Raw genomic sequence first — 24,578 nt, 5'->3', positions numbered from 1 at the left:
CGCCTCCCGCTCAGTCGAGGAGGCCGTCGGCGTGGAGCCGGTCGAACAGGAGCCGGTTCACCGGGGCGACGCGGGGCCGGTCGGCCAGGCCCAGCCAAGCGGTCTGTGCGATCTCCCCTTGAGGGGCGGGGTCCCCGTCGTGCTCGGCCCGGTAGCACGCCATCCGCACCATCGCCCCGGCGCCGTGGCCGTCGGCCTCCGCCTCGTAGGTGCCCAGGTGCACGGCGGTGCCGGGGCGGATGTCGACGCCGAGCTCCTCCTTGGCCTCACGGGCGAGGGTGTCCAGGTCCTCCTCGCCGGGTTCGCGCTTGCCGCCGGGCATGTAGAACAGGGTCCTCCCGTGCGACCGCGTCCCCAGGATCCGCCCTTCCCGCAGCAGGACCCACGCCACGGTGTCGACCAGCGCCCCCATCGCCCCTCTTCTCTTCCTTCCGTGCCGACCGCCGGTCCCCGGCGTGCCCCCGGCGGCGTTCCCCCACCGTACGGGCCGACGACGGCGGCCCGGCCCGGTGCTTCTCAGGAGGGGGAACCGCGGGCGATGCGGTCGAGCAGCTCTTCCAGCAGCGTGCGCTCGCCCGGGCTGAGCGGGGCGGGGGAGTCGTCGAGGAGCGCGCGCAGCGCGGTGGCCCGGCGGGCGGGCTCACGGTCGGCCCTGTCGTTCCGCTCGTCCTCCGCGTCCGCAGGGCCCGGTGCGGCCCCGCCTACCGCATCCGGAGCGTCGGTCGTGATCGAGGCCAGGACCGCCTCGCGCATCCGCGGGGCCAGCTCGGGGTCGCGCTCCCCGGGGGGCTGTTCGATGAGGGTGAGGGCGACGCCGCGTCCGGCGGACTGCACCATCTGCTGTGCCCGGTCCACGCCCGTGCACAGCCGCCCGGCCTCGGCGATGCGCCGGACGAGGCCGCGCAGGATCGCGTCGGCCCGCGCGACCGCCTCGCCCGCGGCCTGCGCATGGTCGGAGCGGTACATCAGCAGGTAGTGCTCGGGGTGGGCCAGGGCGAACTCCTGGTGCAGGTCCCACCCGGCGCGCAGGTCCTCGACCGGGTCGCCGGTGGGCGGCCGGGCCTCCTTCTGCGCCAGGTAGCGGGCGAAGCCCTCGGCGGCCACGGCGTCCAGCAGCCCGTTCATGTCGCCGAAGCGGCGGTAGATGGCCGGCGGCTGGACCCCGGCGGCGGCGCTGACCGAGCGGGTGGTGACCGCGGCCGGCCCCTGCTCCTCCAGGAGCCGTGCGGCGGCGTCGATGATCCGGTCCCGGGGGTCGCTTCGTTCCGTCACGTATCGATGATAACGGATGTTCGGTATCGATGTTGCGCTATCACTGAAATCGCCTTACCGTTATCGGTGATACCGAGCCGGGAGGGCGGAGCGCCCCTGCCCGGCCGCGACACCGGAGGGAATCCACCATGACCGCGATGACCATGCGCGCCGTCCAGGCCGTCGAGGCGGGCGGGGCGTTCGTCCCCGCCCGCGTGCCCGTCCCCGAACCCGGCGCCGGCCAGGTCCGTGTGCGGGTCCACGCCTGCGGGGTCTGCGCCGGGGAGGCCATCGCCCGCCACGGCCTGATGGGCGCCCGCCACCCCCGCGTGCCCGGACACGAGATCGGCGGGACCGTCGACGCCGTCGGCCCGGGCGTGTCCGCCTGGAACCCCGGGGACCGGGTCGGCGTGGGCTGGCACGGCGGGCAGTGCTCCACCTGTGCCGCCTGCCGTACGGGCGACTTCGCCAACTGCGCCGAGCGCCTGATCGTCGGCGCCGACCTCGACGGCGGGTACGCCGAGTACACCGTCGTTCCGCAGTCGGCCCTGGCCCGCCTCCCCGAAGCGCTGGGGTTCGAGGAGGCCGCACCGCTCATGTGCGCCGGGGTGACCGTGTTCAACGCCCTGCGCAAGAGCGGTGCCCGCCCCGGCGACACCGTCGCCGTCCAGGGCGTGGGAGGGCTGGGCCACCTGGCGATCCAGTACGCCGACAGGATGGGGTTCCGGGTGGTGGCGGTCAGCCGGGGCCGTGAGAAGGAGGAGGCCGCCCGCGCGCTGGGGGCCGACGACTACATCGACGCCTCCGACGCCGGGGGGCGCGGGGCGGGCGCGGCCCTGGCCGCGGCCGGAGGCGCGCGGGCGGTGCTCGCCACCGCGGGCGACGCCGCCGCCCAGGCCGACATCGCCCAGGGGCTCCAGGGCAACGGGACCCTGCTGGTCGCGGGCACCCCGCACGACCCGATCCCGGTCTCCAGCCTGCTGCTCGTCACGGGACGAAGGAGCGTCCAGGGCTGCTACAGCGGCCACGCGAAGGACAGTGAGGAGGCCATGGAGTTCGCGGTCCTGACAGGGATCCGCCCCATGGTCGAGACCTACAAGCTGGAGGAGGCCGAACAGGCCTACGGGTCCATGGGCACCGCACGGTTCCGCGGCGTCCTGGTCCCCTGAGGCCGGAGCGGCCCCGGGGACGGCGGTCAGGCGGAGGCGCCCTGACCGCGTCCCAGGACGGCCTCGATCGTGATGGGCAGGTCGCGGAAGCGGCGGCCGGTGGCGTGGTGGACCGCGTTGGCGATGGCGGCCGAGGCGCCCACCACGCCCACCTCGCCCACGCCCTTGGCGCCCAGCGGGTTGACCACCGCGTCCTCGACCTCCGCGAACTCCACCCGCACCTCAGGGGCGTCCGCGTTGACCGGCAGCAGGTAGTCCCCCATGCTCGCGTTCGCCCAGCGCCCGGACCCGGGGTCCATCCGGGTCGCCTCCAGCAGCGCGTGCCCCACGCCCCACAGCATGCCGCCCATCAGCTGGCTGCGCGCCGTCTTGGCGTTGAGCACCCGGCCCGGCGCGAACACCCCCAGCATCCGCCGGACCCGCACCAGCCCCAGGTCCGGGTCGACGCCGACCTCCGCGAACTGCGCCCCGAACGTCGCCGCCGCGTACCCGCCGTCCGCCCCGGGCGGGTCCCACGACCCCAGCGCCTCGGCGTCGGACATCATGTGCCGCCGCAGCACGTCGGTGTAGGCCTCGCCGCCCCCGCTGCCGCCCTGGGGGAACATCCGGCCGCCGGCGGCCTCCACCCGCCCCGGGTCGGTCCCGTACAGCGGGGAGGCCGGGTCGGCGACCGCGCGCGCCACCATCTGCTCGCGCAGCGCGGACGCGGCCGTGTGCACCGCCGAGGCGATCGCCCCCGTGCCCGCCGAGCCCACCGCCGCCACCGTCGTCGGCAGTTCGGTGTCGCCGTACCGGGCCTCCACCTGCTCGGCGCCGATGCCCAGGGCCGCCCCGGCCACCTGCCGCATCACCGCCCCCACCCCGGTGCCGAAGTCCGAGCACGCCGTCTCGGCCGTGGCCCGGCCGTCGGCGTAGAGCCGCACCCGGGCCCGCTGCGGGCCCATCGCCTGGTACACCGGGTACACGGCCGAGGCCATGCCCGTGCCCACCAGCCAGTGCCCGTCGGTGCGGGTGCCCGGCACCGGGTCGCGGTCGTGCCAGCCGAACATCTCGGCCCCGCGGGCGTAGCACTCGCGCAGCCCCTTGCTCGACCACGGCAGGCCGGTCGACGGGTCGTCGTCGCAGTGGTTGCGCAGCCGCAGCTCCACCGGGTCCATCCCCAGCTCACCGGCCAGCTCGTCCATGGCGGTCTCCAGGACGAACATCCCCGAGGCCTCCCCGGGGGCCCGCATGAACGCCGGCGTCATGGTGTTCGCCCGGAACAGCCGGTACACGCCCTCGTGGTTGGGGCAGGCGTACATCCGCGTCGGCATCTCCAGCGACGGCTCGGTCCAGTCGTCGAAGGGCGAGGTGGGCGAGAGCTTGTGGTGGCGCATCGCGGTCAGCGTGCCGTCCCGGCGCGCCCCCAGGGTGAAGCGGTGCTCCTGCTCCTCGCGGTGCCCGCAGGCGGTGAACATCTGCTCGCGCGTGACCGCCAGCTTGACCGGCGCCCGCACGTGCCGGGCGGCCATCGCCGCCAGCACCGGGTGGGACCAGACCATCGCCTTGGAGCCGAAGCTGCCGCCGACCGCCGGGGCGAGGACCCGCACCTGCGAGGGCGGCAGGCCCAGCAGCTCGGCGACGGTCAGCCGGGTGGCGGTGGGACCCTGCGTGGAGTCGTGGACGGTCAGGCGGCCGTCCTGCCACTGGGCGGTGGCGGCCGCCGGCTCGATCGGGTTGTGGTGGTTGGCCGCCAGGCGGTGCACCGACTCCACCACCGTGTCGGCCTCCGCCAGCCCCCGGTCCACGTCGCCGCGCCCGATCCGGCCCGGCAGGAACCCCGCGAAGATCCGCTCGGGCTCATAGGCGTGCTCGCGGCCCTGCTCCAGGCCGGTCACGTGGGGCTCGGCACGGTAGGAGACCTCCAGCAGCTCCGCCGCGTGCCCGGCGCGCTCCAGGGTGTCGGCGACGACCATGGCCACCGGCTGCCCCGCGTAGTGCACCCGGGCATCGCGCATCGGGAAGAAGCTCTGCCCGGAGGCGGCCGCGCCCGCCAGCGAGGGCAGCAGGTGCGGCTCGGCGGCCAGCGGCGGCAGGTTCAGGTGGCTCAGCACCGCGAGCACCCCGTCCGAGCGCAGCGCCCGCCGCGCGTCGATCCCGGTGACCTCGCCCGCGGCGATCCGGGCGCCCACCAGCACCGCGTACACGGTCCCGGGCGGGGCGTACTCGGCCGAGTAGCGCGCCGCCCCGGTCACCTTCGCGCGGCCGTCGGCCCGGTCCATCGGGCGGCCCACCTGGGCGGCCCGCGCCCTGTGCGGAACGGTGCTCATCCGACCCCCTCGGCGCGCGCGGCCGCGGTGCGCAGGGCCCGGACCATCGTGCGCTCGGCCAACTCGATCTTGTAGGCGTTCATGCTCCGCGGCACCGCCTCGCGCATCTCCCGGACGGCGGCGAGCTCATAGGAGGCCCCCTCGGCCGGGGCGCCCGCCAGGGCCTCCTCGGCGCGGTGGGCCCGCCAGGGCGTGGTGGCCACGCCGCCCAGCCCGATGCGCGCCTCGGCGACCGCCCCGTCCTGCACGCGCAGCACCACCGCGGCCGAGGCCAGCGCGAACTCGTAGGACTCCCGGTCGCGGACCTTGAGGTAGACCGAGGTACGGGCTGCGGGCACCGGCGGTACGTCGATCGCGGTGATCAGCTCGCCGTGCTCGACGGGGTGCTCGCGCTCGGGCGTGTCGCCGGGCGGCAGGAAGAAGTCGCCGACCGGCACCGACCGCTCCCCGTCCGGGCCGCGCAGGCGGACCACCGCCTCCAGCGCGGTCAGCGCCACCGCGGCGTCGGAGGGGTGGACGGCGATGCAGTGCTCGCTGGTGCCCAGGACCGCGTGGCCCCGGTTCACCCCGCCGATCGCCGCGCACCCGCTGCCCGGCGCGCGCTTGTTGCAGGCCGCGTCGCCGTCGCGGAAGTAGGAGCAGCGCACCCGCTGCATCATGTTCCCGCCCATGGTGGCCATGTTGCGCAGCTGCGGGGAGGCGCCCGACTCCAGCGCCCGGGTGAGCACCGGGTAGCGCTCGCGCACCACCGGGTGCGCGGCCACGTCGCTCATCCGGGCCAGTCCGCCCAGGCGCACGCCCCCGTCGGGCGCCTCCTCGATGCGGGAGATGGGCAGCGCGTTGATGTCGACGACGCGGCGCGGGCGGGCCACGCCGATCCGGATGAGGTCGACCTCGGTGGTGCCCCCGGCCAGGAACGCGCTGTCGGGGTCGGAGGCGACCTCCTCGACCGCGGTGGCCGGGTCGGACACCCGGGTGTAGGAGAAGGGGCGCATCACCGGCCCCCTTCCCCGTCCGCCCGGGCGTCGCGCACCTGGCGGACCGCGGCCCGGATGTTGGGGTAGGCGGCGCAGCGGCAGATGTTGCCGCTCATCCACTCGGCGATCTCGGCGTCGTCCCCGGCGCGGCCCTCCTCCAGCAGGGCGACCGCCGACATGAGCTGGCCGGGCGTGCAGTAGCCGCACTGGAAGGCGTCGTTGGCGATGAAGGCCTCCTGGACCGGGTGCAGCCGGTCGCCGTCGGCCAGCCCCTCGACGGTGGTGACCGGGCGCCCTTCGCAGGTGATGGCCAGCGTCAGGCAGCCCAGCACCCGGCGGCCCTCGACCAGGACGGTGCAGGCGCCGCAGGCGCCCTGGTCGCAGCCCTTCTTCGGCCCGGTGACGCCCAGGCGCTCGCGCAGCGCGTCCAGCAGGCTCACCCGCGGCTCCGCGCGCACGGTGCGCCGGGTGCCGTTGACGGTGAGCGCGATCTCCACCTCGCCCGGCCCGGCCTCGGGCGGGCGGGTCTCCTCACGCCCTTCGCGGCGCGCCTGTGACGGCAGGCGCGGGCGGCTGGTCTGTCGGGTCACCGCCGCCACCTCCCCGGGGCCGGGTGTGCGGTGGTCGGGACGCGTTCCATATGCTCCCCCTCCCGGAGCGGCATCGTCGACCAGCGTCTCCCGGATGCGGCCCGCGCCATACCGATGCGCGGCAAAGGCTGGTGCAACTCTGCGCAAGAGGGCGGGGCCGGGCACAAGTGCGGGGCACGGGCGACGGGGCCCACGAGCGCCATGAGAGGGTGAGGTTCCAGTCGGGCGGGCGCTCCTGTAGAAACGGTGCGCGGCCGAACGCAGGGGGGAGACGCATGGTGGGAGAGACCGCTGTGGCGGGCTATTCGCCCCCGCCTTACCCGAAGGCCTATCTGGTTCCCGGCATCGTGATCCTGCTCGGGCAGGCGTTCGCGGCCGTGCCGGTCTACCCGCGGCTGCCTGAGGAGATCCCGCTCCACTTCTCGGGGCCGGGCACGATCACCGAAACGGCGGCGACCAGTCCGCTCACAGCGGGCGCCCCCGTGTTCATCGGCGCGCTCGTACTTCTGCTGCTGGCCGGGGCCGCCGCGCTTGTGCTGCGCACCGTCCCCACCGACCGCGCCGAGGCGGTGGCCGGGGCCAAGGCGGTCCTCGCCATGGGATGGGTCATCGCCCTGCTCTTCACCCTGATCTGCGCAGGCGTCTGGTTCCCCGGACAGGTCGGGTCTTCTGCATGGTTCTTCCCGGCGGTGATCGCTCTGGCCTTCGCGACCGTGCTGCCGGTGATCGTCACCCGGCTGCGCCACCGCTCGCGGTCCACGAGGCGCGTGCTCTGAATCAGTCGTCGGTTCGGTCGTCGGTCACCAGCGCCGAACCGATGGCGTCGATCCAGCCCTGGACCGGCCCCACGGTGAGCATCCCGCTCCCCGCACCGGCGATCTCGCCCGCGGCCGGCAGGAGGCGGTCGCGGACGCGCTCCAGACTTTCGCGCTCGCCGAGCTCCAGTGACGCCGCGGCCTCCAGACAGCACAGCGCCTCGTACACCAGGTCCGCCGGTGGCTCGGGCAGCGCGCGCACCGCGGAACGCGCCTGCCCGGCCGCCCCCGCGTGCAGCAGCAGGAGCGGCTCGACCCAGGGCCGGTAGGGGCCCCAGTCGGCCTCCGCGGGGGCGCGGGCCACAGCGGGAGAGACCGCCCGCTCCTCCGCCAGGTCCAGGCACAGCAGCGCCAACGGCAGCAGGCCCTGCTCCACCCCCGGCATCCCCGCGCCGTCCAAACGCGCGGCGGCCGCGCGGTAGGCCTCTTCGGCAGCGGCGACCGTTCCGGACACCGCCGTCCTCAGGGCGCGGTACCACTGGGTGAACACCGGGGCCAGCGGAAGCTCGTTCTGCTCGGACAGGCGGTCGACGGCGGCCGCGTGCCCATCGGCTCCGCGCAGGTCGCCCAGTGCCGCGCGCGCCTGCATCCGGACCATGCGGCCCAGCACCTCGTACGTCGGCATGGCGTGCCGGGCGCCGAGCGCGGCCACCTCCCCGCCGACGGCGTCCCGGCGCCCGGCCAGCCCCGCGCGCGTGCACGACTGCATGAACACGGCATTGAGGGCGAACGCCAGCAGGGCCGGGTCGTCCAACCCGCGCGCGATGGCCTCGGCCTCGCGCGCGGCCTGAGGACCGCGCGGCGACCGGGTGCCGCGCATCTCCATCCCGAGCGTGGCCAGCAGACGGCAGCGCGCGGGGGCGTGCTCCCGGTCCTCGGGGAGGGCCGCCAGGGTGCGCTCCGCGGCGGCGGCGACCTCCCGCGCCTGCGCGGGGTCGTCGCTGCGCGGCCAGATCGCGGGCACGTCGTAGCCGCCGATCACCCGCGCGGCCAGCTCGGGGTCGGCCGCCTCCTCGGCCGCGCGCACGGTCGCCAGCCGGTTCTCCCGGGCCGACTCCAGGCCCCCGCCGCCGGTCACCGCCAGGCTGCGCAGCAGGCCCACCGAGGACTCCAGCCGCGCCCGGGAGCCGGCGGCGACCGCGCGGTCGTAGGCCGCGGCGGTGCGCGCCCACACCTCGGCGGCCGACGCCGACGCGCCGGGCCGCTCCAACGACGGGTCCTGGGCCAGGACGTCGGCCTCCAGCCGCCGCAGGCGCGGACCCGGGTCCACCCCCAGGGCGTCGGCGAGCCTCGTCCGGGCGCGCCGCAGCACCGCCAGCGCGTCGGCCTGGCGCCCGCAGCGGTACAGCGCGAGCGCCAGCAGCCGCCAGGCCTCCTCCCGCCAGGGGTGCTCGGCGGCCTGGGCGTCCAGCTCCGGGACGGCCGCCGCCGCGTCCCCCAGGGCCAGGAGCGCCTCGGCGCGCTGCTCCACGGCACGCAGGCGCAGCTCGGTCAGGCGCGAGCGCTCGGCCCGCGCCCAGTGCTCGTCCGCGAAGTCGGCGTAGGCGGGGCCGCGCCACAGCCCGAGGGCGCCGTCGAGCAGCTCCAGCGCGCGCTTGGGCGGCTGGCCGGCGCCCCCGTGCAGGGCGTCTTCGAACCGCCGGGCGTCCACGGTTCCAGGGGCGGTGCGCAGCGCGTACCCCGGGCCGTCGGTCACGAGCAGCCGGGGCGGGGTGCGCGGCGGGCGGTCCGGCTCCAGAGCGCGCCGGAGCGCGGCCACGAAGGTGCGTACGGCGCCGACCGCCCCGTCGGGAGGGTCCTCCCAGAGGTCGTCCACCAAGCGGTCGACGGGGACGACCCGTCCGCGGGCGATGAGCAGCACCGCCAGCACGGCCCGGTGCCGCGGCCCCTTGAGGGGGACCGCCGCACCGTCCCGCTCGGCCGCGACCGGCCCCAGCACACCGAACCCGACCCGCTCCATGCCCGCCTTCTCTGATCGCACGCCGGTCCAACGGTATGCGCTCATCGGATGCTCATCGGCGCGCGGCACGCTCGGGACGAAGCCGGACGGAGAGACCGGCCGGCCACGATCGAGGAGAGCACCATGGCGCCGACCATTCCCGGATTCGACTACCAGAGGGTGCCCGTCGCCGACGGCGTCGAGCTGAACGCGGCCGTCGGCGGCTCGGGCAGCCCGATCGTGCTGCTGCACGGGTTCCCGCAGACCCACCTGATGTGGCGGCACGTGGCCGCCGACCTGGCGGCCGACCACACCGTCATCGTCCCCGACCTGCGGGGGTACGGTGCCAGCGACAAGCCCGCCGAGGACGGTGAGGCCTACTCCAAGCGCACCATGGGCGCCGACACCGTGGCGCTGGCCCGCGCCCTGGGGCACGAGCGGTTCGCCCTGGCGGGGCACGACCGCGGGGCGCTGGCCGCCGTCCGTACGGGGTTGGACCACCCGGACCGCGTCACCCACCTGGCCAGCCTGGACGTGCTGCCGACCCTGGACATGTGGGACGTGATGCACGGCCGGAGTGCGGCGGTCGGGTTCCACCTCTACCTGATGGCCCAGCCGCCCGGTCTGCCCGAGCGGATGATCGCCGCCGAACCGGACGCGTTCTTCTCCTTCTTCCTCGACGCCTGGGGCGCCGACCCGGAGACGATCCCCGGCGATGTGCGCGCGGCCTACCTCGAGGCGTCGAGGAACGCGGTGCCGTCGATCGTCGCGGACTACCGGGCCTCGGCCGGGATCGACGCCGAGCACGACCAGGCCGACCGGGACGCGGGCCGGAGGCTGACCATGCCGGTCGCCGTCCTGCAGCAGGACTGGGGCGCGGCGCTGGGGTTCGACGCCGAGGGGATCTGGAAGGGGTGGGCCGACGACCTGGTCCACCGCACGGTGGCGGCGGGCCACTTCATGGCCGAGGCCGACCCGGAGCGGGTGACCGCCGAGCTGCGGGAGCTCCTGGCCCGCTGAGCCGGCCCGGGGGATCCGGGGCGAGCGTCAGCGGGTACGGGCGGCACCGACCGAGACGCTGCCCTGGGCCACGGCGCACGGCCTCTCCGCGCCCTCGGCGTCCACGGTGGTCAGGTCGCACCGGCACACCACCCGGGTGCGGCCGGCCCGGACCACCCGCGCGTCCGCGCGCAGCAGGACGCCGTCGGCGGGCCTGAGGTAGTCGATCGAGTACCCGGCGGTGATCAGGTCCGCTCCGGCGGCGGTCCCCGCCGCGAAGGTGATCGCATTGTCGGCGGCGTACCCCAGCACGCCGCCGTGCAGGACGCCGTACTGCTGGCGCAGCTCGTCACGGACGTCCACCTCCAGCACGGCGCGGCCGTCGCCGAAGGCGGTCAGGCGGGCGCCCACCAGGGCGCTGAAGGGCTGGGCCTGCAGGACCTTGCGGGCCAGATCGAGGTCGAGGGCGTCATCGCGAGCGTCGTCGGGCGTGTCCACGGCACCTCATTTCACTAGTGAAGTGAGGATCGCGCCGGGCGGGGTCCTCTGTCAAGATCGGTCCATGCCCGAAGCCGACGAGCGCCTGTACTTCCTGCTGCAGCGGGCCGCCCACCGCCTGCGCACCGACGCCGACCGCCGGCTCCTGGAGGCCGCCGGGGTCACCGCGGCGCAGCTCGGCGCCCTGTTCGCGGTCCGCGCCGAGCCGGGCGCCACCCAGCGGCGGCTCGCCGAGGTGCTCGGCTTGCGCGAGTCCGCCGTCACGGCGCTGGTCCGGCGCCTGGCCGGGGCCGGGCTCCTCGTCAAGGGGGCGCACCCCGACGAGCACAGGGCGGTGGTGCTGGAGCTCACCGAGGCGGGGGAGGAGGCCCTGCGCGCCGCCCGCCCGGAGATGGCCCGCTTCACCACCGAGCTGCGCGCCCGGCTCGGAGACGAGGGCTTCTCCGGGACGGCCGCGTCCCTCCGCCTGATCGCCTACGGCCCTGAAGACGACTGACCCTCACCGCAGCGCGCAGGACGTCACGGAGGCCCGCGACCCTACTCGGCAGTGGCGTCGATCGACTCCTCGAGGGCCTCGGAGATCCTGGTGACGAGGATCAGGTCCTCATCGGGAAGGGTGGTGTCCTCCGTCAGGTACCGCACCGTCACGGAGACATTGCTCATGCGGAAGAAAGCCGTGTGGAGAAGGCTCTCGTCGCCGGTCGGGTCCGCGATCGAGGCCTCCTCGCCGATCTTGTCCAAGGTGGCCAACCCTTCGTCGCCCACCTCGATGTCCTTGACCGCGAGCTGCTCGCTGCCGTCCTTGGGTCCTTCCTCCGCGCTCTCCCGGATGGCGGCGAGGCCCTCCTGCAAGGGCTCGTAGTTCGAGGCCGCCGTGTCGGGCGAGTAGAGGGTGAAGTCCACGATCAGGTCGGCCTCGCCGACCGATCCGCCGCAGGCCGAGTACTCGGGGCCCGTGCCGTCCTCCGCGAGCGGCGGGCGCATCCGCATCGGCTCCACCTCCTCGATCTCCACGCCTTCCAGGGATGTGTGGGCGACGGCGTCGGCGAACCCCTCGGCGAACAGCTCCTCGCAGTCACCGATCCCCTCGTAGGCGGCGGGAGGGGTCGCATAGACGCCCAGGGCCACGGCCGCCACCAGGCCCACGGCGACGCCGCCTCCGATCAGGACGCGCCGGTCGAGCCGCGGGGCGGGCAGAGATCCGGAACCGTCGGTCGGCTTCGGGTCCTCGGGGGACGAGGGCGAACCGGGGGCGGGCTCGGGCATCGTGCGGACTCCTCGGGGGTGGGGGACGGACGGGATCATACGCCCATTACCCGCCCCTCCCGGAACATCACCTACCGGCCGTCGCTCCCGGGGCCCAGGGGTGCTAGCGTCCACGTTCATGGCGAGCGAACCGGCACGGTCCGAGGAGTCCCCGTCCGCGGCGCCGCCGGACGGCGGGGGGCCGGAGCGCCGCCCTGCGCCTGTACGGGCGGTCCTGGTGTTCTTCGGCGGTGCCCTGGTCGCCCTGGTGGCGCCTCCGCTGGCGGCGGGCGTGCTCACCGGGCAGGGGCCCGGGGTCCTGGTCGCGGTGGCCCTGGTCGAGCTGCTCCTGGTGGGGGCCGTCGTGGGGTGGTGGCTGCGCAGCCGCCGACTGGGGTGGTCCCACCTCGGGCTGAGCACGCAGCACTGGGTGCGCGACGCCGCGCTCGGCGCCGCGGTCGTCCTGCCGCGGCTGGCGCTGGAGTTCGGCCTTCTCGTCCCTATGGCGGGGGGAGCCGACAACACCGGGGTGCGCGAAGTCCTGGACAACGCCGCCGCCGGCGGGGCCGCTCTGGCCGCCACGCTCCTGCTCGGCGTGGTCGGAGGCGGCATCGCCGAGGAGGTCTACTTCCGCGGGTTCCTGATCGGGGCGCTCCCCGAGGCGTTCCGCCGGCGCCGCCGGGCGGTGGCCGTGGCCGCGGTCGTCTCGGTCCTGCTGTTCGGACTGCTGCACCTTCCCGCCAACGGGCCCGACGCCGTCTCCATCACCGTGGCCGGGCTCGTCTATGCCGGACTCTTCTTGGCCACGGGCCGCCTGACCGCCTCCATGGTCAGCCACGGTCTGTGGAACACCGCGGCCGTGGTGGCGGTGCTGGCGCTCTACGGCTGAAGCCGCCCGCGCCGGCATCCGCCGGCCCCCTCGGCCGGCACGGATTCGGCGTCGCCCGTGTAGAGCCGTGCCACCACCTCCTCGATGTCCGGCTCCTTCACGGTCAGGTCCGCCACGCGGTGCTCCCGGGTCACCTCCGCGATCACCTCCGCCGGGTTCCCGTCCAGCTCCAGCCACTGGCGGGGCCCCTGGCGGCGGACGAAGCGCGCCCCCGGCACCCGGATCGGCGGCCCCGGCTCGGCGAGGTCGACGACGAGGGCGCGCGGCCGCGGGGCGCGGTCCCGCAGGCCCGCCAGGTCCCCGTCGTAGGCGAGCCGGCCGTGGTCGATCACCATCACGCGGCGGCACAGCCGCTCGACGTCGCCCAGGTCGTGGGTGGTCAGCAGGATCGTGGTGCCGTGCTCGGCGTTCAGGCGGGACAGGAAGGAGCGGATCGCGGCCTTGCTCACCACGTCCAGCCCGATGGTGGGCTCGTCCAGCACCAGGAGTTCGGGGGCGTGCAGCAGTGCGGCGGTGAGGTCCCCGCGCATCCGCTGGCCCAGGCTCAGCTGGCGCACGGGGGTGTGCATGAAGGGGCCGAGTTCGAGCAGTTCGCTCAGCTCGTCCAGGCGCCGGGCGTGGTCGCGGGCCGGGACGCGGTAGAGGTGCCGCGTCAGTGCCAGGCTGTCCCGCAGGGGCAGGTCCCACCACAGGGTGGTGCGCTGCCCGAACACGATGCCGATGCGGGCCGCCAGGCGGGTCCGGAAGCGGGCCGGCTCCAGGCCCAGCACGCGCAGGCGGCCGCGGCCCGGGGCCAGCAGGCCGATGAGCATCTTCATCGTGGTGCTCTTCCCGGCGCCGTTGGGCCCCAGGTAGCCCACGACCTCGCCGGGGCGCACCTGGAAGGTCACCCCGTCGACGGCGTCGACCGTGCGGCGCCGCCGGCGCAGCAGCGGCCCCTCGGAGACGGTGAAGGAGCGGCCCAGGCCGTGCGCGTCGATCACGGGGGCGGGCGGTTCGGCGGGCATCGAGGACATGGTCAGCTCCCGGTGGATCGGTAGTGCCGCAGCCCCGTGCGCCAGACCAGGGCGGCCAGGGCGCACATCCCGGCGGCGACGGCCGGAGGGGTGAAGCGCAGCCAGTCCGGCAGGCCGGTGGGGTCGGGGCGGTCGAGGAGGAACAGCGCGGGCTGCCAGCTGACGAAGGCCAGCGGCACGGCGAAGGTGGCGGCGCGGACGACGCCGCGGCCGTAGACGGCCAGCGGGTACTCGGTGAGGGCCTGCCCGCCGTAGGTGATGGAGTTGGCGGCCTCCCGGGCATCGGTGGCGAAGAACTGCAGGCAGGCGCCGATGACCCAGACCGCGCAGCACACGGCCACCGCGCTGGCGAGCAGCACGGGCAGGAACAGGGCCCGGCCGGCGGTCCAGGGCGCGTCGAGCCCGGCGAGCGCGTGGACCAGGACGGCGGCGGCGGGCAGGATCCTGCCCAGCCGCTGGGGCGAGAAGCGGTCCGCGGCGATCTGGACGAGCGGCGGGACCGGGCGCACCAGCATCGTGTCGAGCGAACCGGTGCGGATGTGCTCGCCGAGGCGCTCCACCGACCCCATGAGCAGGTCGGCGGTGCTGAACGCGGCGGTGGCCAGGGCGTAGACGAGCAGCGCCTCGTGCACGGTGAAGCCGGCCAGGACTCCGGCGTGGCCGAACACGACCACGATCGCCGTCAGCTCGGCCAGGGCCGCGAAGGCCTGGGCCAGGGCGAGGAACGCGAGCGAGAGGGGGTACTGGGCGACGGCGCGGCACCAGGTCCACGCCAGGAGGGGGTAGACCGGAACGGGCGCGGGCGGTCTAGCCACCCTGGACCACCACCTTTCGGGAGGCGCGGACGGTGAGCAGCGAAGCGAGCCCGAGCAGGGCGGCGAGCCAGGCGGCCTGGAGGGCCAGGCCCCCGGCGGGCCCGCCTCCGGGAAGGGAGTCCTTGCCGAGGAACACCTCGACGGGGATCTGCACCAGGGCGGCCCACGGGAGCACGCGCAGCGTCTCGGCCACCGCGTCGGGGAAGAGCACCAGCGGGAGCAGCATGCCCGAGCACGCCGGGCCGATGAGGTTGCCGACCGCGGTCACGCCGCGGGTGTCCAGGAGCCAGAACCCGGTCAGGGCGTAGAGGTAGCGCAGGGCGAACCCGACCAGGGAGGCCAGCAGGAGGGCCGCGGCCGCCGACGCCCAGCGCACCGGGTCGTCCGGCAGGGCGAGGGGGAACACCAGCGCCCCGGCGGCGAAGGTGGGGGCGCTGCGGGCCGCGATGCTGAAGGCGACCCGGCCCAGGTCGTGCGAGAGCCACCAGGCGAGCGGCGGCGCGGGGCGCATCAGGTCCACCGCGATGTCGCCGGTGCGGATGCGCTCGGCCAGCTCCAGCGGGGGACCCATGATGGAGACCGGGCCGATCAGCGCCTGGGCGACGAAGACGTGGGTGACGGCGTCCCGGGCGTCGTAGCCGTTGATCTCGGGGCGCACCTCGAAGAGCGCCAGGAGCACGGCGGCATTGATGATGCCGAAGACGGTGTTGGTGAGGATTCCGGCGGCCGTCGCCGCGCGATAGGTCGAATAGCGGCGCAGCCCGAGGGCGAACACCGCACAGTAGACGCGCACCGCGTGCACTCCCTGGCAGTTCGAGACCGTGCGAATGATGAACGATCGAGCCGGGGACCGGAAGCGCTCCGAGCCGGGCCCGTTGTCCGGCACGGCCCTGCAGGGGCAGGTCCGGGGCGCCGCGAATGAGCGAGACTAGCACGGTTCCGCCGGGGCGCAGGAATGGCGGCCGGGTGTGGGGGAGTGCCGCCCGGTCCGTGCGGGTAGAACGGCCCGCCGTGCCCGGTCGGGGCGCCGGTTGTGCACCGCACAAAAATTGAAAAGATTCCTATCATTTTCGGGGGCGACTTCTTAGGTTCACCAGAGTCGGTCGGCGCCCGCCCCTCGGGGCGGTGCCCTCCGGCGGGGCCGCCCGCCGCCCCGATCCCCGCTACCGGCGATCCTCCCGGCAGGCCGGACCGCCCACACGGTCCGAGGGGGACGCGACCCGCACGAAAGGGCACGCGATGAAACCGCGAAGGAAGCTCGTCCAGGCGGCCACCGTCCTCGCCGCCGCCCCTCTCGCCCTCGCCCTCCTGCCCACCAGCAGCGCCTACGCACACGGATACGTCTCCTCGCCCGACAGCCGCCAGGCGCAGTGCGCCGACGGCAGCGTGGAATGCGGGCCGATCAAGTGGGAGCCGCAGAGCGTCGAGGGCCCCAAGGGGCTGTCCAGCTGCAGCGGGGGCAACGAGGCCTTCGCCGAACTCGACGACGACTCCAAGGGCTGGCGCGTCACGCCGGTCGGCACCAGCCTCGACTTCACCTGGACCTTCACCGCCCGGCACGCCACCGCCGACTGGGAGTACTTCATCGACGGGGAGCGGGTCGGGGTCTTCGACGGCGGGGGAGAGCAGCCCCCCTCGACCGTGAGCCACAACGTGGACCTGAGCGGCTACAGCGGCCAGCAGAAGGTTCTGGCGGTGTGGAACGTCGCCGACACCCCCAACGCCTTCTACGCCTGCGTCGACATCAACGTCGGCGCGGCCTGACCCCTCACCCCCTCCCCGTCCGAGGAAGGGACCCCCGGGGGCGCGCTCCGTCCGGCGCGCCCCCTTTCCCGTGTCCGGCCCCGTGCGGGGGCACGATGCCGCAGGCGCCTCCGGGGCCACTGCGGCCCGTCCTGGAGCACGCGTCTCGAACTCGTGATTTCCGTGAGAACGCGCGGGAGTGCGCGCCACAATGAAGTGTGCGGCAGTCCGCCCCTCCCGGCTGCCGCACGTCTCATGCGCCGCGGAAGCCTGTGCAGTCGAAGCGTGCGGCGCCCCCGCGTCCCCGTCGCCGCCGACAGGCCGACCTGATTTCGGATCCAGTACACAGTCGACGGACGGACCGGCCGCAAACGGGAGGGCATTCGGACCGGGACGCGTGAGGGCCCCGAATGGTTGACGTGTTTCCCCAGGTCGGCCGAAGGTGGCCTCGGGCGCCCGCAGCGGCCTGACGAGCAGGGGCGAGCCGATACGGTTACACCAGTTCCGGCCCTCGCGGTCGGGACCGCGGGCGGTCGTCGAGCGGGGACGGCCGCCCGCTTTTCTCATGCCGGGCCCCCGTCCGGCCCCGGGTCGCGTCCGCGGCGCTCACGGCGGCGGAAAACCTTTTGACCCCCCGACTCGGGCACCCGGTATCGTCGGTGCCATGTCTACACCCCGAATCTCTTAGCGAAGGCCCCGCTTCCCCGCCTGAAGTGTGTCCTTCTGTGAATTCGGAGCGTAGATCCCATGATCACCCTCAGCGGTGTCGAGCTGCGCGCGGGCGCCCGCGCGCTTCTGACCGACATCTCCCTCACCGTCTCGCCCGGCGACCGCGTCGGCCTGGTCGGCCGCAACGGTGCGGGCAAGACGACCCTGATGACCGCCATGGCCGGGGCGTCCGCCCCCGCAGCCGGCGAGATCGTCCGTCACGGCCCGGTCGGCTTCCTCCCGCAGGACCCCCGCGCCGCCGACCAGGCGGCCACCGTGACCGGGCGGATCCTGTCGGCCCGCGGCCTGGACACCGCCTCGGCGGCGCTGCGGGACGCCGAGGCGGCGATGGCCGCGGCCGCGGATCCGGCGGCCCTGGAGCGGGCGATGCGCGCCTACGCCCGCGCGGAGGCCGCGTTCCAGGCCGCCGGCGGCCATACGGCCGAGGCGGAGGCGGCGCGCGTCGCCGCTGGCCTGGGACTGGAGGACCGGCTCATGCACCGGCCGGTCGGCGAGCTCTCAGGCGGCCAGAGGCGGCGCGTCGAGCTGGCGCGCATCCTCTTCGGCGGAGCCGGCGGCACACTGCTGCTGGACGAGCCCACCAACCACCTGGACACCGGCGCGGTCTCCTGGCTGCGGGCCTTCCTGCGCGCGCACCAGGGCGGCCTCGTGCTCATCACCCACGACACCGGGCTGCTGGCCGACGTCGCCAACCGCGTCTTCCACCTGGACGCGCGACGCTCCGCGATCGACGTGTACAACGTGGGCTGGCAGGGATACCAGGACCAGCGCGCGGCCGAGGAGCGGCGCCGCGCCCGCGAGCGCGCGGGGGCCGAGCGCAAGGCCGCCTCCCTGCACGCCCAGGCCGACAGGATGAAGGCCCGCTCGGCGACGGCGGTCGCGGCCCGGAACATGGCGCGCCGGGCCGACCGGATGCTGGCCGAGACCGAGCCGGTGCGCAGCGCGGAGAAGACGGCCCGCATCCGCCTGCCCGAGCCCGAGCCGTGCGGCCGGGTGCCGCTGGGGGCGGTCGGTCTTGCCAAGGCCTACGACGGGCACCAGGTCCTCAAAGGGGTCGACCTCGCCGTCGACCGGGGAACGCGGATGGTCGTCCTCGGCTATAACGGCGCGGGAAAGACGACGCTGCTGCGCCTTATGGCCGGGCGCGACGCCCCGGACGAGGGACGCGTCGTGCACGGCCACGGACTGCGCATCGGGTACTTCGCCCAGGAGCACGACACCCTGGACCCTGAGCACACCGTGCTGGCCGCGCTGACGGCGGCCGCGCCCCACCTGGCGGAGGGGGAGGCACGGCGCGTCCTCGGCGGCTTCCTCTTCACCGGCGACGATGCGGACAAACCGGTGCCGGTGCTCTCGGGAGGGGAGAAGACCCGCCTGGCGCTGGCCGGGCTGGTGCATTCGGGTGCCAACGTGCTGCTGCTGGACGAGCCGACCAACAACCTGGACCCGGCATCGCGCGGCGAGGTGCTGTCCGCGGTCGGCCGGTATCCGGGGGCGATCGTGATGGTCACGCACGATGAGGGCGCGATCGACGCCCTCCGGCCCGAGCGCGTCCTGCTGCTTCCGGACGCCGACGAAGACCTGTGGAACGACGACCACCGGGAGCTCGTCTCCCTGGTCTGACCACCGCCCGGCCCGGGGTCGGCCGGGCGGTTTGCCGGACGGTGTGCGTTCTTTGCCGGGCGCTGGACGTCGCGGGACGCCCGCCGGGCATCACGCCCCCGTAGGAAGGTCAGAGATCCCCCAGACCGCCCCGCCGAGGCGGGCGGGGAGTCCCGTACCGAGGAGGCCGAGCATGGAAGCGTCGCGCACGAACGGATGGATGGTCTTCGGGGCCGTGCTGCTGCTGGTGATCGGAGCGGTCAACCTGGTCCAGGGCATCGTGGCCATGACCCGCCCCGCGTACTACGCGGTGGAGTCGGGCGAGATGCTCGTCCTCGACTTCTCCGGCTGGGGGCTGCTGTTGACCGTCTGGGGCGCCGTCCTGGTGGCCGCCGGGCTGGCACTGTTCTCCGGGCACATGTGGGCGCGGAGCCTGGCAGTGGTCCTGGCGGCGGTCAACGCGGTGGCGCAGCTGGGATTCCTGCTCGCCTTCCCGCTCTGGTCGCTGGTGGCGATCGCCGTCGACGTCCTGGTCATCTACGGACTGACGGCGGGCTGGCCCAGCAGGGCCGAAGGCCGGGGCGGCGGCGACGCACGGGTGGACCCCGGCTACCGCGCCGGGCAGTCCGACGCGCAGGCGGCCCCGGCCGCCGGGGCCATGGAGGGGCAGCAGAGCGCGCCCCGGCCGCCCCAGGGCAAGCACGCCCAGCCGACCGAGTGACCACGGCCCCGCCGGTTCGTCAGGCGCCCTCGGCGTCGGCCGCCATGCGCCTGCTGCGGGCGGCCGCCGCCGCGACGGCGTCGGCGACCGCCGCGGGCATCCCGGCCGTGTCGAGGCGGTCCAGGGCGTGCCGGGTCGTGCCGCCGGGCGTGGCCACCTCCGAGGCGAGCTCGGACGGGTCGCGGTCGGCCTCCCGCAGCATCGACGCCGCCCCGAACAGGGTCTGCACCACGGTCGCCCGGGCCTCACCGGGCGACAGGCCCTGCTCCACCGCCGCGTCCGCCATCGACGCCGCCAAGTGGTACAGGAACGCCGGCCCCGAGCCGGCCACGGCGGTGATCGCGTCCATCGCGTCCTCGCCCACCCAGGAGATCGAGCCGACGCGGGAGAACAGGGCGCCCACCCCCGCCCGGGCCTCCCCGTCCAGGTGGATGCCGCCGACCAGCGCGGTCGCGGCCTGCCCGACCGCGGCCGCCGTGTTGGTCATGGCGCGTGCGGCCGGGCGGCCCGGCCCCAGCGCCTCCTCGAACCGCGCCAGCGGCACCGCGGCGGCGAGCGAGACCGCGACCGCGCCTTCGGAGAGGGCGGGGGCGATCCCGGCCGCCACCGGCACCAGCGCGGAGGGGGGAACCGCGACCAGGGCCACGTCCGCGCCTTCGGCGGCGGCCGCGCCGTCCGTCCCCGAGGCGACCCCGTAACGCGCCGCGAGCGCGCGGGCGCGCTCGTCGGGAAGGGCGCTCACGGCGATCGCGTCCGCCGGAAGCCCTGACCTCAGGAGCCCGTTGAGCACCGCCTCGCCCAGGTGGCCCGCTCCGATGACCGCCACCCGGGGCCCCGGCCTCCGCTCTCCGCCGTTCGTCCGCCCGGTCTCCCACCCGGCACCGTCCTGCGCCGACCGGGGTTCGTGGTGAGGGTCTGTGCAGTTCACAGCCGGAACACTACTGAAGGCGCCGGTCGCGCTCCGGGACGTAGGGGGTGTGGCGCCCGATCGCCCCGCCCTCTGCGGCGGGGTCCGCGCGCCGGTGCGCGGGCTCAGGCGAGGGGCAGCTCGAAGTGGACCGTGTCGGCGCCGCCGTACCCGCCGTCCCGGCGGTCCGAACGCTGAGCCTCGGCCGATCGAACCGGTAGGCGCGGCGCCGGGGCCGCCCGGCCTCAGGGGGCCCCGGAGCGGCCGCTCCCGCCCTCGTCCTCCGCACCGGGGACGCGGATTCCGGCGGCCCGTTGTTCGGCCGCCGCGAGCATGCCCCGCTGGCGCTCGGCGGCGGCCGGGCGGTCGGGAAGGGGGACCCGCCGAAGCGCGTCCCTGCGGCCCCGGCGGCGCGACAGCGCCACCGCGTCCGCGCGCGGCAGGTCCACCAGCTCGCCCTCGACCGCCAGCGCGCCCCTGATCCTGCGCACATAGGAGCGGCGCGCCACCGCGTACACGGCGGCCGCGCAGGCGAACACCACGGCGGTCTTCACCGCCGGGCCCGCCAGGGTCCCCTGGAGGACGGGGGCGTCGAAGAACCCGTGCAGCGCCATCGCTGCGGCCACCGCGAGCCCCGCCGCCCACGAGCGCCGCGCGTTGGGGTGCCACCGGGCCGCGGCCAGGAGCCCCACGCCCGCACCGGCGATCGCGCTGAGCGCCCAGTGCGACCCGGGCCCGGTCACCCCCACCCGCAGCACCAGCGACTGGGCGACCGAGAGCGCGCCGGCCGTCGCCCCGTCCCGCACGACCGACTCGACCGCGTAGACCGCGTCCTCGACCACCTGGAACCCCAGGCCGGTCAGCGCGCCGAGCACCAGGCCGTCGACCGGTCCGCGCAGCGCCGAGGGGAGGGCCACCGCGATGAGCACCACCCCGGCGGCCTTGAGCACCTCCTCGTTGACCGGTGCGGTGAGCGCCGGCCCCCACCGCGAGCCGAACACGGTGCCGCCCGCCTTGGACCAGACGCCGGTCAGGGCGTCATTGGCGATCAGCGCGCAGCCGGAGGCCGCGACCGCACCCCAGGCGACGGCGGCGGCCGTGGCGGCCCCGCCGGGCGGCCGGACGGGCCGTGCCCACCGCAGCACCGCGATCCCCGCCGCGAGCACGACGGCCAGGGCCGCGAGCGCGAGCAGCGCCTCCCCAGGGAACGCGAGCACCGTCCGGCCCAGATGCGCGGCCAGGGACAGCGCCCCGAGCACGCCCACGGCCGCGAACAGCGCACCCGCCGCCGGCCGTGGACCCCGTGCCGCCCTGGTGGAGGCCGGGCTCATCGCTCCTCCTCTTCGGAGAAGGCGACCGAATCCACCACCCGGCCGGCGGCCTGGACATCGCGCACCGAGGCGAAGCGGTCGGCGGTGGTCGCGAACTCCACGGCGAACCCGCCGCCGGGGGAGGGGAACACGGCGGCCGTGCCCGAGGCCCCGTCGACCTCCAGGAGCCCCGTCAGACCCTCCGCGCCTGCGTCGCCGGTCGTCTCGGACGGCTCGCCGAACCGCGCCGACGGGTCCCAGGCCCGCGTGATGCGCTCGAACCCCCGCCACAGGTCGTGCGCCCCCTCGGGGGCGCCCTGCGGCGGCCGGACGACGCGCACCTGGAGCAGGACCCGGCCGCGCCGGTAGACCAGCAGTTCGCCTTCGGAGCTCTCCGCCGGAAGCTCGGTCCACCCCGGCTCGAACCGGGCGGTGGCCTCGTAACCCCCGCCTTCGCCGACGACCACCGGACGGCCGGAGGAGACCGACACCGCGTCGGGCAGCAGCTCCCCGGCCAGGGGCCAGGCGAGCAGGGGCAGGGCGACGGCCGCGGCGGCCGCTCCGAGCGGCGTCCAGCCGGGGTCGCGCACGTGTGCGGATGCAGCGTTCCCGTTCGCCATCAGGCCTCCCGACTTCCCCGGCTCAGGGCCGTCCCGCCGCTTCAGGCAACCGGCCCGCGACGGCGTGCGCAGGGCGCCGCGCGCGGCGTTGAGGGCTTCTTTGCGGGCATTTCACAGGGGGGAGACGGAGCCGGGGGGGGCGGCCGGGTCAGGCCGCCAGGTGGGCGGCCCCGAGCACGGGCGTCGCCAGCAGGCACGCCCAGCGGATCAGGTACTCCGGCCGGCTCCCCGTCGTGAAGCGCATCGGCCGGGGCGCGCCCACCATCGCCCAGCGCCGGCCGCGCACCCGCAGGGGCCAGGCCAGCGGGACGGCGCTGCGCGTCAGCGCGTCGCCCAGGTCGTGGACCAGCATCCCCAGTGCGAGCGCCGCCCCCGCGTGCGGGCCGGTGCTCACCCCGCCCCAGACCAGCAGCACGGTGGCGCCCCCGGCCAGCGCGAGCGCCCCGGCCCGGGAGGCGGGCCCCCGCCGACCCGGCCCGTCGGGCAGCGCCCGGCCCAGCCCTTGGACGGCCAGGGCGAGGGTGAACCAGACGACGGCGGCGAGGACGGGGAGCCAGGCGGTGGCCAGCAGACCGAGGACGGTGCCGGCGGCGACGGCGACCACCGGGGTGTGCAGCAGGTACCGGTGGCGTCCGTCGCCGGGCCCGTCGGCGGGCGTGCGGGTGGCCCGGTGCACGGCGGCCGAGGCAGCCCGCGCCGCCCGGGAGGCCAGCGCGGTGGCCGGGTCCAGCGAGCGCGAGGCCGTCGAACGCGGATGGTCCAGGTCGGGCAGGAGCGCGGCGCCGGCGCCGATGCCCGCGGAGGCCGCCAGGTCGGCGAACCCGGCGGGCCACCCGAACAGGGCGGAGGCCGCCGCCGTGGCGGCCACCCCGGCGAGCGCGCCGGTGGCCGCGTGCGAAGGCGCCATCACCGGGCGGCCCCCGGCGTCGCGCGGGAGAGGGAGGGGGAGGGCATCCGGTCCTTTCCGGAGAGGGAGGGGGCGGCCCCGCGCAGGGACCGCTACCGGTGGTCCTCCCCGGGCGTGCTCGGCTCCGACCCTCCATGGCCGCAGACGGCCGGGCGCGGCCGGGGACGCGGAGGGTGAACGCGCCGGTGACGGCGCCGGTCAGGGCGGTGCGTGTCGCATGTCACAGCGCGTCACCGCGCCCTTGGACGGCAGGGGGCGCGCGCCTCGGCGGGCCGCGCGCGGCGGCGTGTCGTCGGCCGCCTTTGGCGTCCGCCCCATATCATGGTGGTGAGCTGCAGAAACGAACGAGCTGTCGCGGGGTGCCGGAAGGTCGCCGAAAGGTTCCGCGACGCGCCGATGAGTGTCGTTGACGCTCTCTGGCGCACCGGCTTACCTTCAATGTCGAAACACCCGCGGCGTACCCTTCGCAACCCCCTGTCGACCCGCCGTGGGCTGAGGAGCCGGAGGTTTCGGCGTGGCGGTTACGAGCGGCAATCATCAGGCCTCCGTCTCCGGGCGATCGGCGATGGCGATACGGCGAGCGGGGGAGCAGGGCCTGCTGTGTGAAGAGGACGTGGTGGCGCTGCCTATGGACGTCGGGTACCGCGGTCCGACGGCGTGTGCTGCGGCGGGGGTGACCTACCGCCAGCTCGACTACTGGGCGCGCACCCGCCTGGTCGGGCCCACCGTCCGCCCCGACCCGGGGACGGGCGACATCCCTCTGTACAGCTTCCGGGACGTCCTGCTGCTGAAGGTGGTCAAACGGCTGCTGGACACCGGCATCTCCCTGCAGCAGATCCGCACCGCCGTCGACCACCTGCGCGGGCGCGACACCTCCGACCTGCCGCACATCACGCTGATGAGCGACGGGGTGAGCGTCTACGAGTGCACCTCGCCCGGTGAGGTCGTCGAACTGATGCAGGGCGGGCAGGGCATGTTCGGCATCGCCCTGGGACGTGTCTGGCGCGAGCTGGAGGGCGCCCTCGGGCAGCTGCCGGGCGAGCGGCTGGCCGAGCCGCTGCCGGACGAGCCCCACCCCGGCGACGAGCTCGCCCGCAGGCGCCGGGAGCGCAAGACGGGCTGAGGCCGTCCGCCCGGCGTGCGTGCAGGCCCACGACCTGATGTGCGGTCCGGGGCCGGGTGCGTGCGCGGCGGGGGCATCGAGTACGGTCGGGGTTCCACCGCCTGCCGGGGGCGGGCCCGATGCGGGCAGCCGCGGCACGGAATCGTGCGAATCCGGCGGATCAGTGGATAATCGAAGGACAACTTCATCACGGGCCGTCGATACCGTGCGGGAGAGACCCCGGCAGGGGCGCCGACGGGGCAATACTCCCCAGTAACCTCTCAGGCACCAGGGACCGCGCGGAGGAGGCCACTCTGGAGCGGCGGACGTGCGGACCGCGAGTGCCCGCACGGTCGCGAGCCCGCGGCCGCACGGCGGCGAGCGACAGAGGGGGAGACCGCACAGGACAGAGGCCGCGCACGCGG

General features: G+C 75.5%; 24 protein-coding genes and 1 riboswitch. Of the genes, 9 read left to right on the top strand and 15 right to left on the bottom strand.

The features are described from left to right. Positions 1–10: 10 nt before the first annotated feature. Together C892_RS0125275 and C892_RS0125270 are read right to left on the bottom strand one after the other, a co-directional pair. On the bottom strand, positions 11–412 hold the full coding sequence (locus tag C892_RS0125275) for an NUDIX hydrolase (RefSeq protein WP_017559492.1): 402 nt from the start codon (positions 410–412) through the stop codon (positions 11–13). Positions 413–516: 104 nt separating this feature from the next. Further along, on the bottom strand, positions 517–1,272 hold the full coding sequence (locus C892_RS0125270; protein ID WP_017559491.1) for a TetR/AcrR family transcriptional regulator: 756 nt from the start codon (positions 1,270–1,272) through the stop codon (positions 517–519). A gap of 128 nt (positions 1,273–1,400) precedes the next feature. On the opposite strand from C892_RS0125270, the gene C892_RS0125265 reads away from it, so the two are divergent. Continuing rightward, positions 1,401–2,420, top strand: a complete 1,020-nt coding sequence (locus C892_RS0125265) for an alcohol dehydrogenase catalytic domain-containing protein (RefSeq protein WP_017559490.1) — start codon at positions 1,401–1,403, stop codon at positions 2,418–2,420. A 26-nt stretch (positions 2,421–2,446) separates the two neighbouring features. Here the strand turns inward: C892_RS0125265 and C892_RS0125260 are convergent, their stop codons facing one another. Genes C892_RS0125260 through C892_RS0125250 form a run of 3 tightly spaced genes read right to left on the bottom strand, consistent with a single transcriptional unit; the run spans position 2,447 to position 6,296 of the window. Then, on the bottom strand, positions 2,447–4,729 hold the full coding sequence (locus tag C892_RS0125260) for a xanthine dehydrogenase family protein molybdopterin-binding subunit (protein WP_017559489.1): 2,283 nt from the start codon (positions 4,727–4,729) through the stop codon (positions 2,447–2,449). Then, positions 4,726–5,724, bottom strand: a complete 999-nt coding sequence (locus C892_RS0125255; RefSeq protein ID WP_017559488.1) for an FAD binding domain-containing protein — start codon at positions 5,722–5,724, stop codon at positions 4,726–4,728. Before C892_RS0125255 ends, C892_RS0125260 begins: the two co-directional genes overlap by 4 nt. Then, the gene (locus C892_RS0125250; protein ID WP_040685600.1) at positions 5,724–6,296 is read right to left on the bottom strand and encodes a (2Fe-2S)-binding protein; all 573 of its coding nucleotides are present in this window, start codon (positions 6,294–6,296) and stop codon (positions 5,724–5,726) included. Before C892_RS0125250 ends, C892_RS0125255 begins: the two co-directional genes overlap by 1 nt. Positions 6,297–6,571: 275 nt before the next feature. Here C892_RS0125250 and C892_RS0125245 point away from each other — a divergent pair, with 275 nt between their 5' ends. Continuing rightward, positions 6,572–7,072: a DUF1648 domain-containing protein gene (locus C892_RS0125245; RefSeq protein WP_017559486.1), complete on the top strand. Its 501-nt coding sequence runs from the start codon at positions 6,572–6,574 to the stop codon at positions 7,070–7,072. A gap of 1 nt (position 7,073) precedes the next feature. Here the strand turns inward: C892_RS0125245 and C892_RS0125240 are convergent, their stop codons facing one another. Beyond that, positions 7,074–9,071, bottom strand: coding sequence for an AfsR/SARP family transcriptional regulator (locus C892_RS0125240; protein WP_017559485.1), 1,998 nt, complete (start codon positions 9,069–9,071; stop codon positions 7,074–7,076). A gap of 123 nt (positions 9,072–9,194) precedes the next feature. On the opposite strand from C892_RS0125240, the gene C892_RS0125235 reads away from it, so the two are divergent. After that, the gene (locus tag C892_RS0125235) at positions 9,195–10,070 is read left to right on the top strand and encodes an alpha/beta fold hydrolase (protein ID WP_017559484.1); all 876 of its coding nucleotides are present in this window, start codon (positions 9,195–9,197) and stop codon (positions 10,068–10,070) included. A 27-nt stretch (positions 10,071–10,097) separates the two neighbouring features. On the opposite strand, the gene C892_RS0125230 is transcribed toward C892_RS0125235, so the two are convergent. Then, positions 10,098–10,547 (bottom strand): PaaI family thioesterase, encoded by a 450-nt coding sequence (locus C892_RS0125230; protein ID WP_017559483.1) that lies wholly within the window; start codon positions 10,545–10,547, stop codon positions 10,098–10,100. 64 nt (positions 10,548–10,611) lie between these two features. Between C892_RS0125230 and C892_RS0125225 the strand changes: the two genes are divergently transcribed. Next, positions 10,612–11,043, top strand: a complete 432-nt coding sequence (locus tag C892_RS0125225; protein ID WP_017559482.1) for a MarR family winged helix-turn-helix transcriptional regulator — start codon at positions 10,612–10,614, stop codon at positions 11,041–11,043. Positions 11,044–11,084: 41 nt separating this feature from the next. Here the strand turns inward: C892_RS0125225 and C892_RS0125220 are convergent, their stop codons facing one another. After that, complete coding sequence (locus tag C892_RS0125220; protein WP_017559481.1) at positions 11,085–11,813, bottom strand: hypothetical protein; 729 nt, start codon at positions 11,811–11,813, stop codon at positions 11,085–11,087. A 118-nt stretch (positions 11,814–11,931) separates the two neighbouring features. Here C892_RS0125220 and C892_RS0125215 point away from each other — a divergent pair, with 118 nt between their 5' ends. Further along, positions 11,932–12,681: a CPBP family intramembrane glutamic endopeptidase gene (locus tag C892_RS0125215; RefSeq protein ID WP_239647527.1), complete on the top strand. Its 750-nt coding sequence runs from the start codon at positions 11,932–11,934 to the stop codon at positions 12,679–12,681. Here C892_RS0125215 and C892_RS0125210 read toward each other — a convergent pair. From C892_RS0125210 to C892_RS0125200, 3 genes are read right to left on the bottom strand one after another with little or no spacing between them, the layout of a single operon-like run. Next, on the bottom strand, positions 12,672–13,697 hold the full coding sequence (locus C892_RS0125210; protein WP_017559479.1) for an ABC transporter ATP-binding protein: 1,026 nt from the start codon (positions 13,695–13,697) through the stop codon (positions 12,672–12,674). The two genes, C892_RS0125215 and C892_RS0125210, sit on opposite strands and share 10 nt — an antisense overlap. Before the next feature lie 2 nt (positions 13,698–13,699). After that, entirely contained in the window at positions 13,700–14,512 is an 813-nt protein-coding gene (locus tag C892_RS0125205) for an ABC transporter permease (RefSeq protein ID WP_017559478.1), read from the bottom strand. Beyond that, positions 14,505–15,305: an ABC transporter permease gene (locus C892_RS0125200; RefSeq protein WP_026124630.1), complete on the bottom strand. Its 801-nt coding sequence runs from the start codon at positions 15,303–15,305 to the stop codon at positions 14,505–14,507. The genes C892_RS0125205 and C892_RS0125200 overlap by 8 nt, the downstream gene beginning before the upstream one ends. A gap of 446 nt (positions 15,306–15,751) precedes the next feature. Here C892_RS0125200 and C892_RS0125195 point away from each other — a divergent pair, with 446 nt between their 5' ends. The 3 genes from C892_RS0125195 (at position 15,752) to C892_RS0125185 (ending at position 19,307) form a co-directional block, all read left to right on the top strand. Further along, entirely contained in the window at positions 15,752–16,276 is a 525-nt protein-coding gene (locus tag C892_RS0125195; RefSeq protein ID WP_017559476.1) for a lytic polysaccharide monooxygenase auxiliary activity family 9 protein, read from the top strand. A gap of 726 nt (positions 16,277–17,002) precedes the next feature. Beyond that, positions 17,003–18,607 carry an ABC-F family ATP-binding cassette domain-containing protein gene (locus C892_RS0125190; protein WP_017559475.1) on the top strand — a complete coding sequence of 535 codons (1,605 nt, stop codon included), beginning with the start codon at positions 17,003–17,005 and terminating at the stop codon, positions 18,605–18,607. Between the two features lie 172 nt (positions 18,608–18,779). Then, the gene (locus C892_RS0125185) at positions 18,780–19,307 is read left to right on the top strand and encodes a DUF7144 family membrane protein (protein ID WP_017559474.1); all 528 of its coding nucleotides are present in this window, start codon (positions 18,780–18,782) and stop codon (positions 19,305–19,307) included. A 19-nt stretch (positions 19,308–19,326) separates the two neighbouring features. Here C892_RS0125185 and proC read toward each other — a convergent pair whose 3' ends face one another. The 4 genes from proC to C892_RS0125165 all read right to left on the bottom strand — a co-directional run bounded on the left by proC (position 19,327) and on the right by C892_RS0125165 (position 23,051). Then, a complete protein-coding gene (gene proC, locus C892_RS0125180; protein WP_017559473.1) occupies positions 19,327–20,133 on the bottom strand; it encodes a pyrroline-5-carboxylate reductase in 807 nt (268 codons plus the stop codon). A 326-nt stretch (positions 20,134–20,459) separates the two neighbouring features. After that, positions 20,460–21,545 carry a PrsW family intramembrane metalloprotease gene (locus tag C892_RS0125175; protein ID WP_017559472.1) on the bottom strand — a complete coding sequence of 362 codons (1,086 nt, stop codon included), beginning with the start codon at positions 21,543–21,545 and terminating at the stop codon, positions 20,460–20,462. Next, positions 21,542–22,144, bottom strand: a complete 603-nt coding sequence (locus C892_RS0125170; protein WP_026124629.1) for a hypothetical protein — start codon at positions 22,142–22,144, stop codon at positions 21,542–21,544. The genes C892_RS0125175 and C892_RS0125170 overlap by 4 nt, the downstream gene beginning before the upstream one ends. A 148-nt stretch (positions 22,145–22,292) precedes the next feature. After that, entirely contained in the window at positions 22,293–23,051 is a 759-nt protein-coding gene (locus tag C892_RS0125165) for a metal-dependent hydrolase (protein ID WP_017559470.1), read from the bottom strand. Between the two features lie 514 nt (positions 23,052–23,565). Here C892_RS0125165 and C892_RS0125160 point away from each other — a divergent pair. Beyond that, on the top strand, positions 23,566–24,174 hold the full coding sequence (locus C892_RS0125160; protein WP_026124628.1) for a MerR family transcriptional regulator: 609 nt from the start codon (positions 23,566–23,568) through the stop codon (positions 24,172–24,174). Positions 24,175–24,372: 198 nt separating this feature from the next. Further along, a riboswitch (glycine riboswitch) is annotated at positions 24,373–24,461 on the top strand. Positions 24,462–24,578 lie beyond the last annotated feature (117 nt).

Origin of the sequence: Nocardiopsis baichengensis YIM 90130 (genome assembly GCF_000341205.1) — a bacterium.
GTDB classification, from domain to species: Bacteria; Actinomycetota; Actinomycetes; order Streptosporangiales; family Streptosporangiaceae; genus Nocardiopsis_A; species Nocardiopsis_A halophila.
This window is presented reverse-complemented; position numbering and strand designations above follow the sequence as displayed.

Excerpts from the sequence above, each read along its gene's own strand:
- C892_RS0125275 (WP_017559492.1), bottom strand. The coding sequence starts at position 412 with ATGGGGGCGCTGGTCGACACCGTGGCGTGGGTCCTGCTGCGGGAAGGG.
- C892_RS0125265 (WP_017559490.1), top strand. The coding sequence starts at position 1,401 with ATGACCGCGATGACCATGCGCGCCGTCCAGGCCGTCGAGGCGGGCGGG.
- C892_RS0125260 (WP_017559489.1), bottom strand. The coding sequence starts at position 4,729 with ATGAGCACCGTTCCGCACAGGGCGCGGGCCGCCCAGGTGGGCCGCCCG.
- C892_RS0125255 (WP_017559488.1), bottom strand. The coding sequence starts at position 5,724 with ATGCGCCCCTTCTCCTACACCCGGGTGTCCGACCCGGCCACCGCGGTC.
- C892_RS0125245 (WP_017559486.1), top strand. The coding sequence starts at position 6,572 with ATGGTGGGAGAGACCGCTGTGGCGGGCTATTCGCCCCCGCCTTACCCG.
- C892_RS0125240 (WP_017559485.1), bottom strand. The coding sequence starts at position 9,071 with ATGGAGCGGGTCGGGTTCGGTGTGCTGGGGCCGGTCGCGGCCGAGCGG.
- C892_RS0125235 (WP_017559484.1), top strand. The coding sequence starts at position 9,195 with ATGGCGCCGACCATTCCCGGATTCGACTACCAGAGGGTGCCCGTCGCC.
- C892_RS0125225 (WP_017559482.1), top strand. The coding sequence starts at position 10,612 with ATGCCCGAAGCCGACGAGCGCCTGTACTTCCTGCTGCAGCGGGCCGCC.
- C892_RS0125220 (WP_017559481.1), bottom strand. The coding sequence starts at position 11,813 with ATGCCCGAGCCCGCCCCCGGTTCGCCCTCGTCCCCCGAGGACCCGAAG.
- C892_RS0125215 (WP_239647527.1), top strand. The coding sequence starts at position 11,932 with ATGGCGAGCGAACCGGCACGGTCCGAGGAGTCCCCGTCCGCGGCGCCG.
- C892_RS0125210 (WP_017559479.1), bottom strand. The coding sequence starts at position 13,697 with ATGTCCTCGATGCCCGCCGAACCGCCCGCCCCCGTGATCGACGCGCAC.
- C892_RS0125195 (WP_017559476.1), top strand. The coding sequence starts at position 15,752 with ATGAAACCGCGAAGGAAGCTCGTCCAGGCGGCCACCGTCCTCGCCGCC.
- C892_RS0125190 (WP_017559475.1), top strand. The coding sequence starts at position 17,003 with ATGATCACCCTCAGCGGTGTCGAGCTGCGCGCGGGCGCCCGCGCGCTT.
- C892_RS0125185 (WP_017559474.1), top strand. The coding sequence starts at position 18,780 with ATGGAAGCGTCGCGCACGAACGGATGGATGGTCTTCGGGGCCGTGCTG.
- C892_RS0125175 (WP_017559472.1), bottom strand. The coding sequence starts at position 21,545 with ATGAGCCCGGCCTCCACCAGGGCGGCACGGGGTCCACGGCCGGCGGCG.
- C892_RS0125170 (WP_026124629.1), bottom strand. The coding sequence starts at position 22,144 with ATGGCGAACGGGAACGCTGCATCCGCACACGTGCGCGACCCCGGCTGG.
- C892_RS0125165 (WP_017559470.1), bottom strand. The coding sequence starts at position 23,051 with ATGGCGCCTTCGCACGCGGCCACCGGCGCGCTCGCCGGGGTGGCCGCC.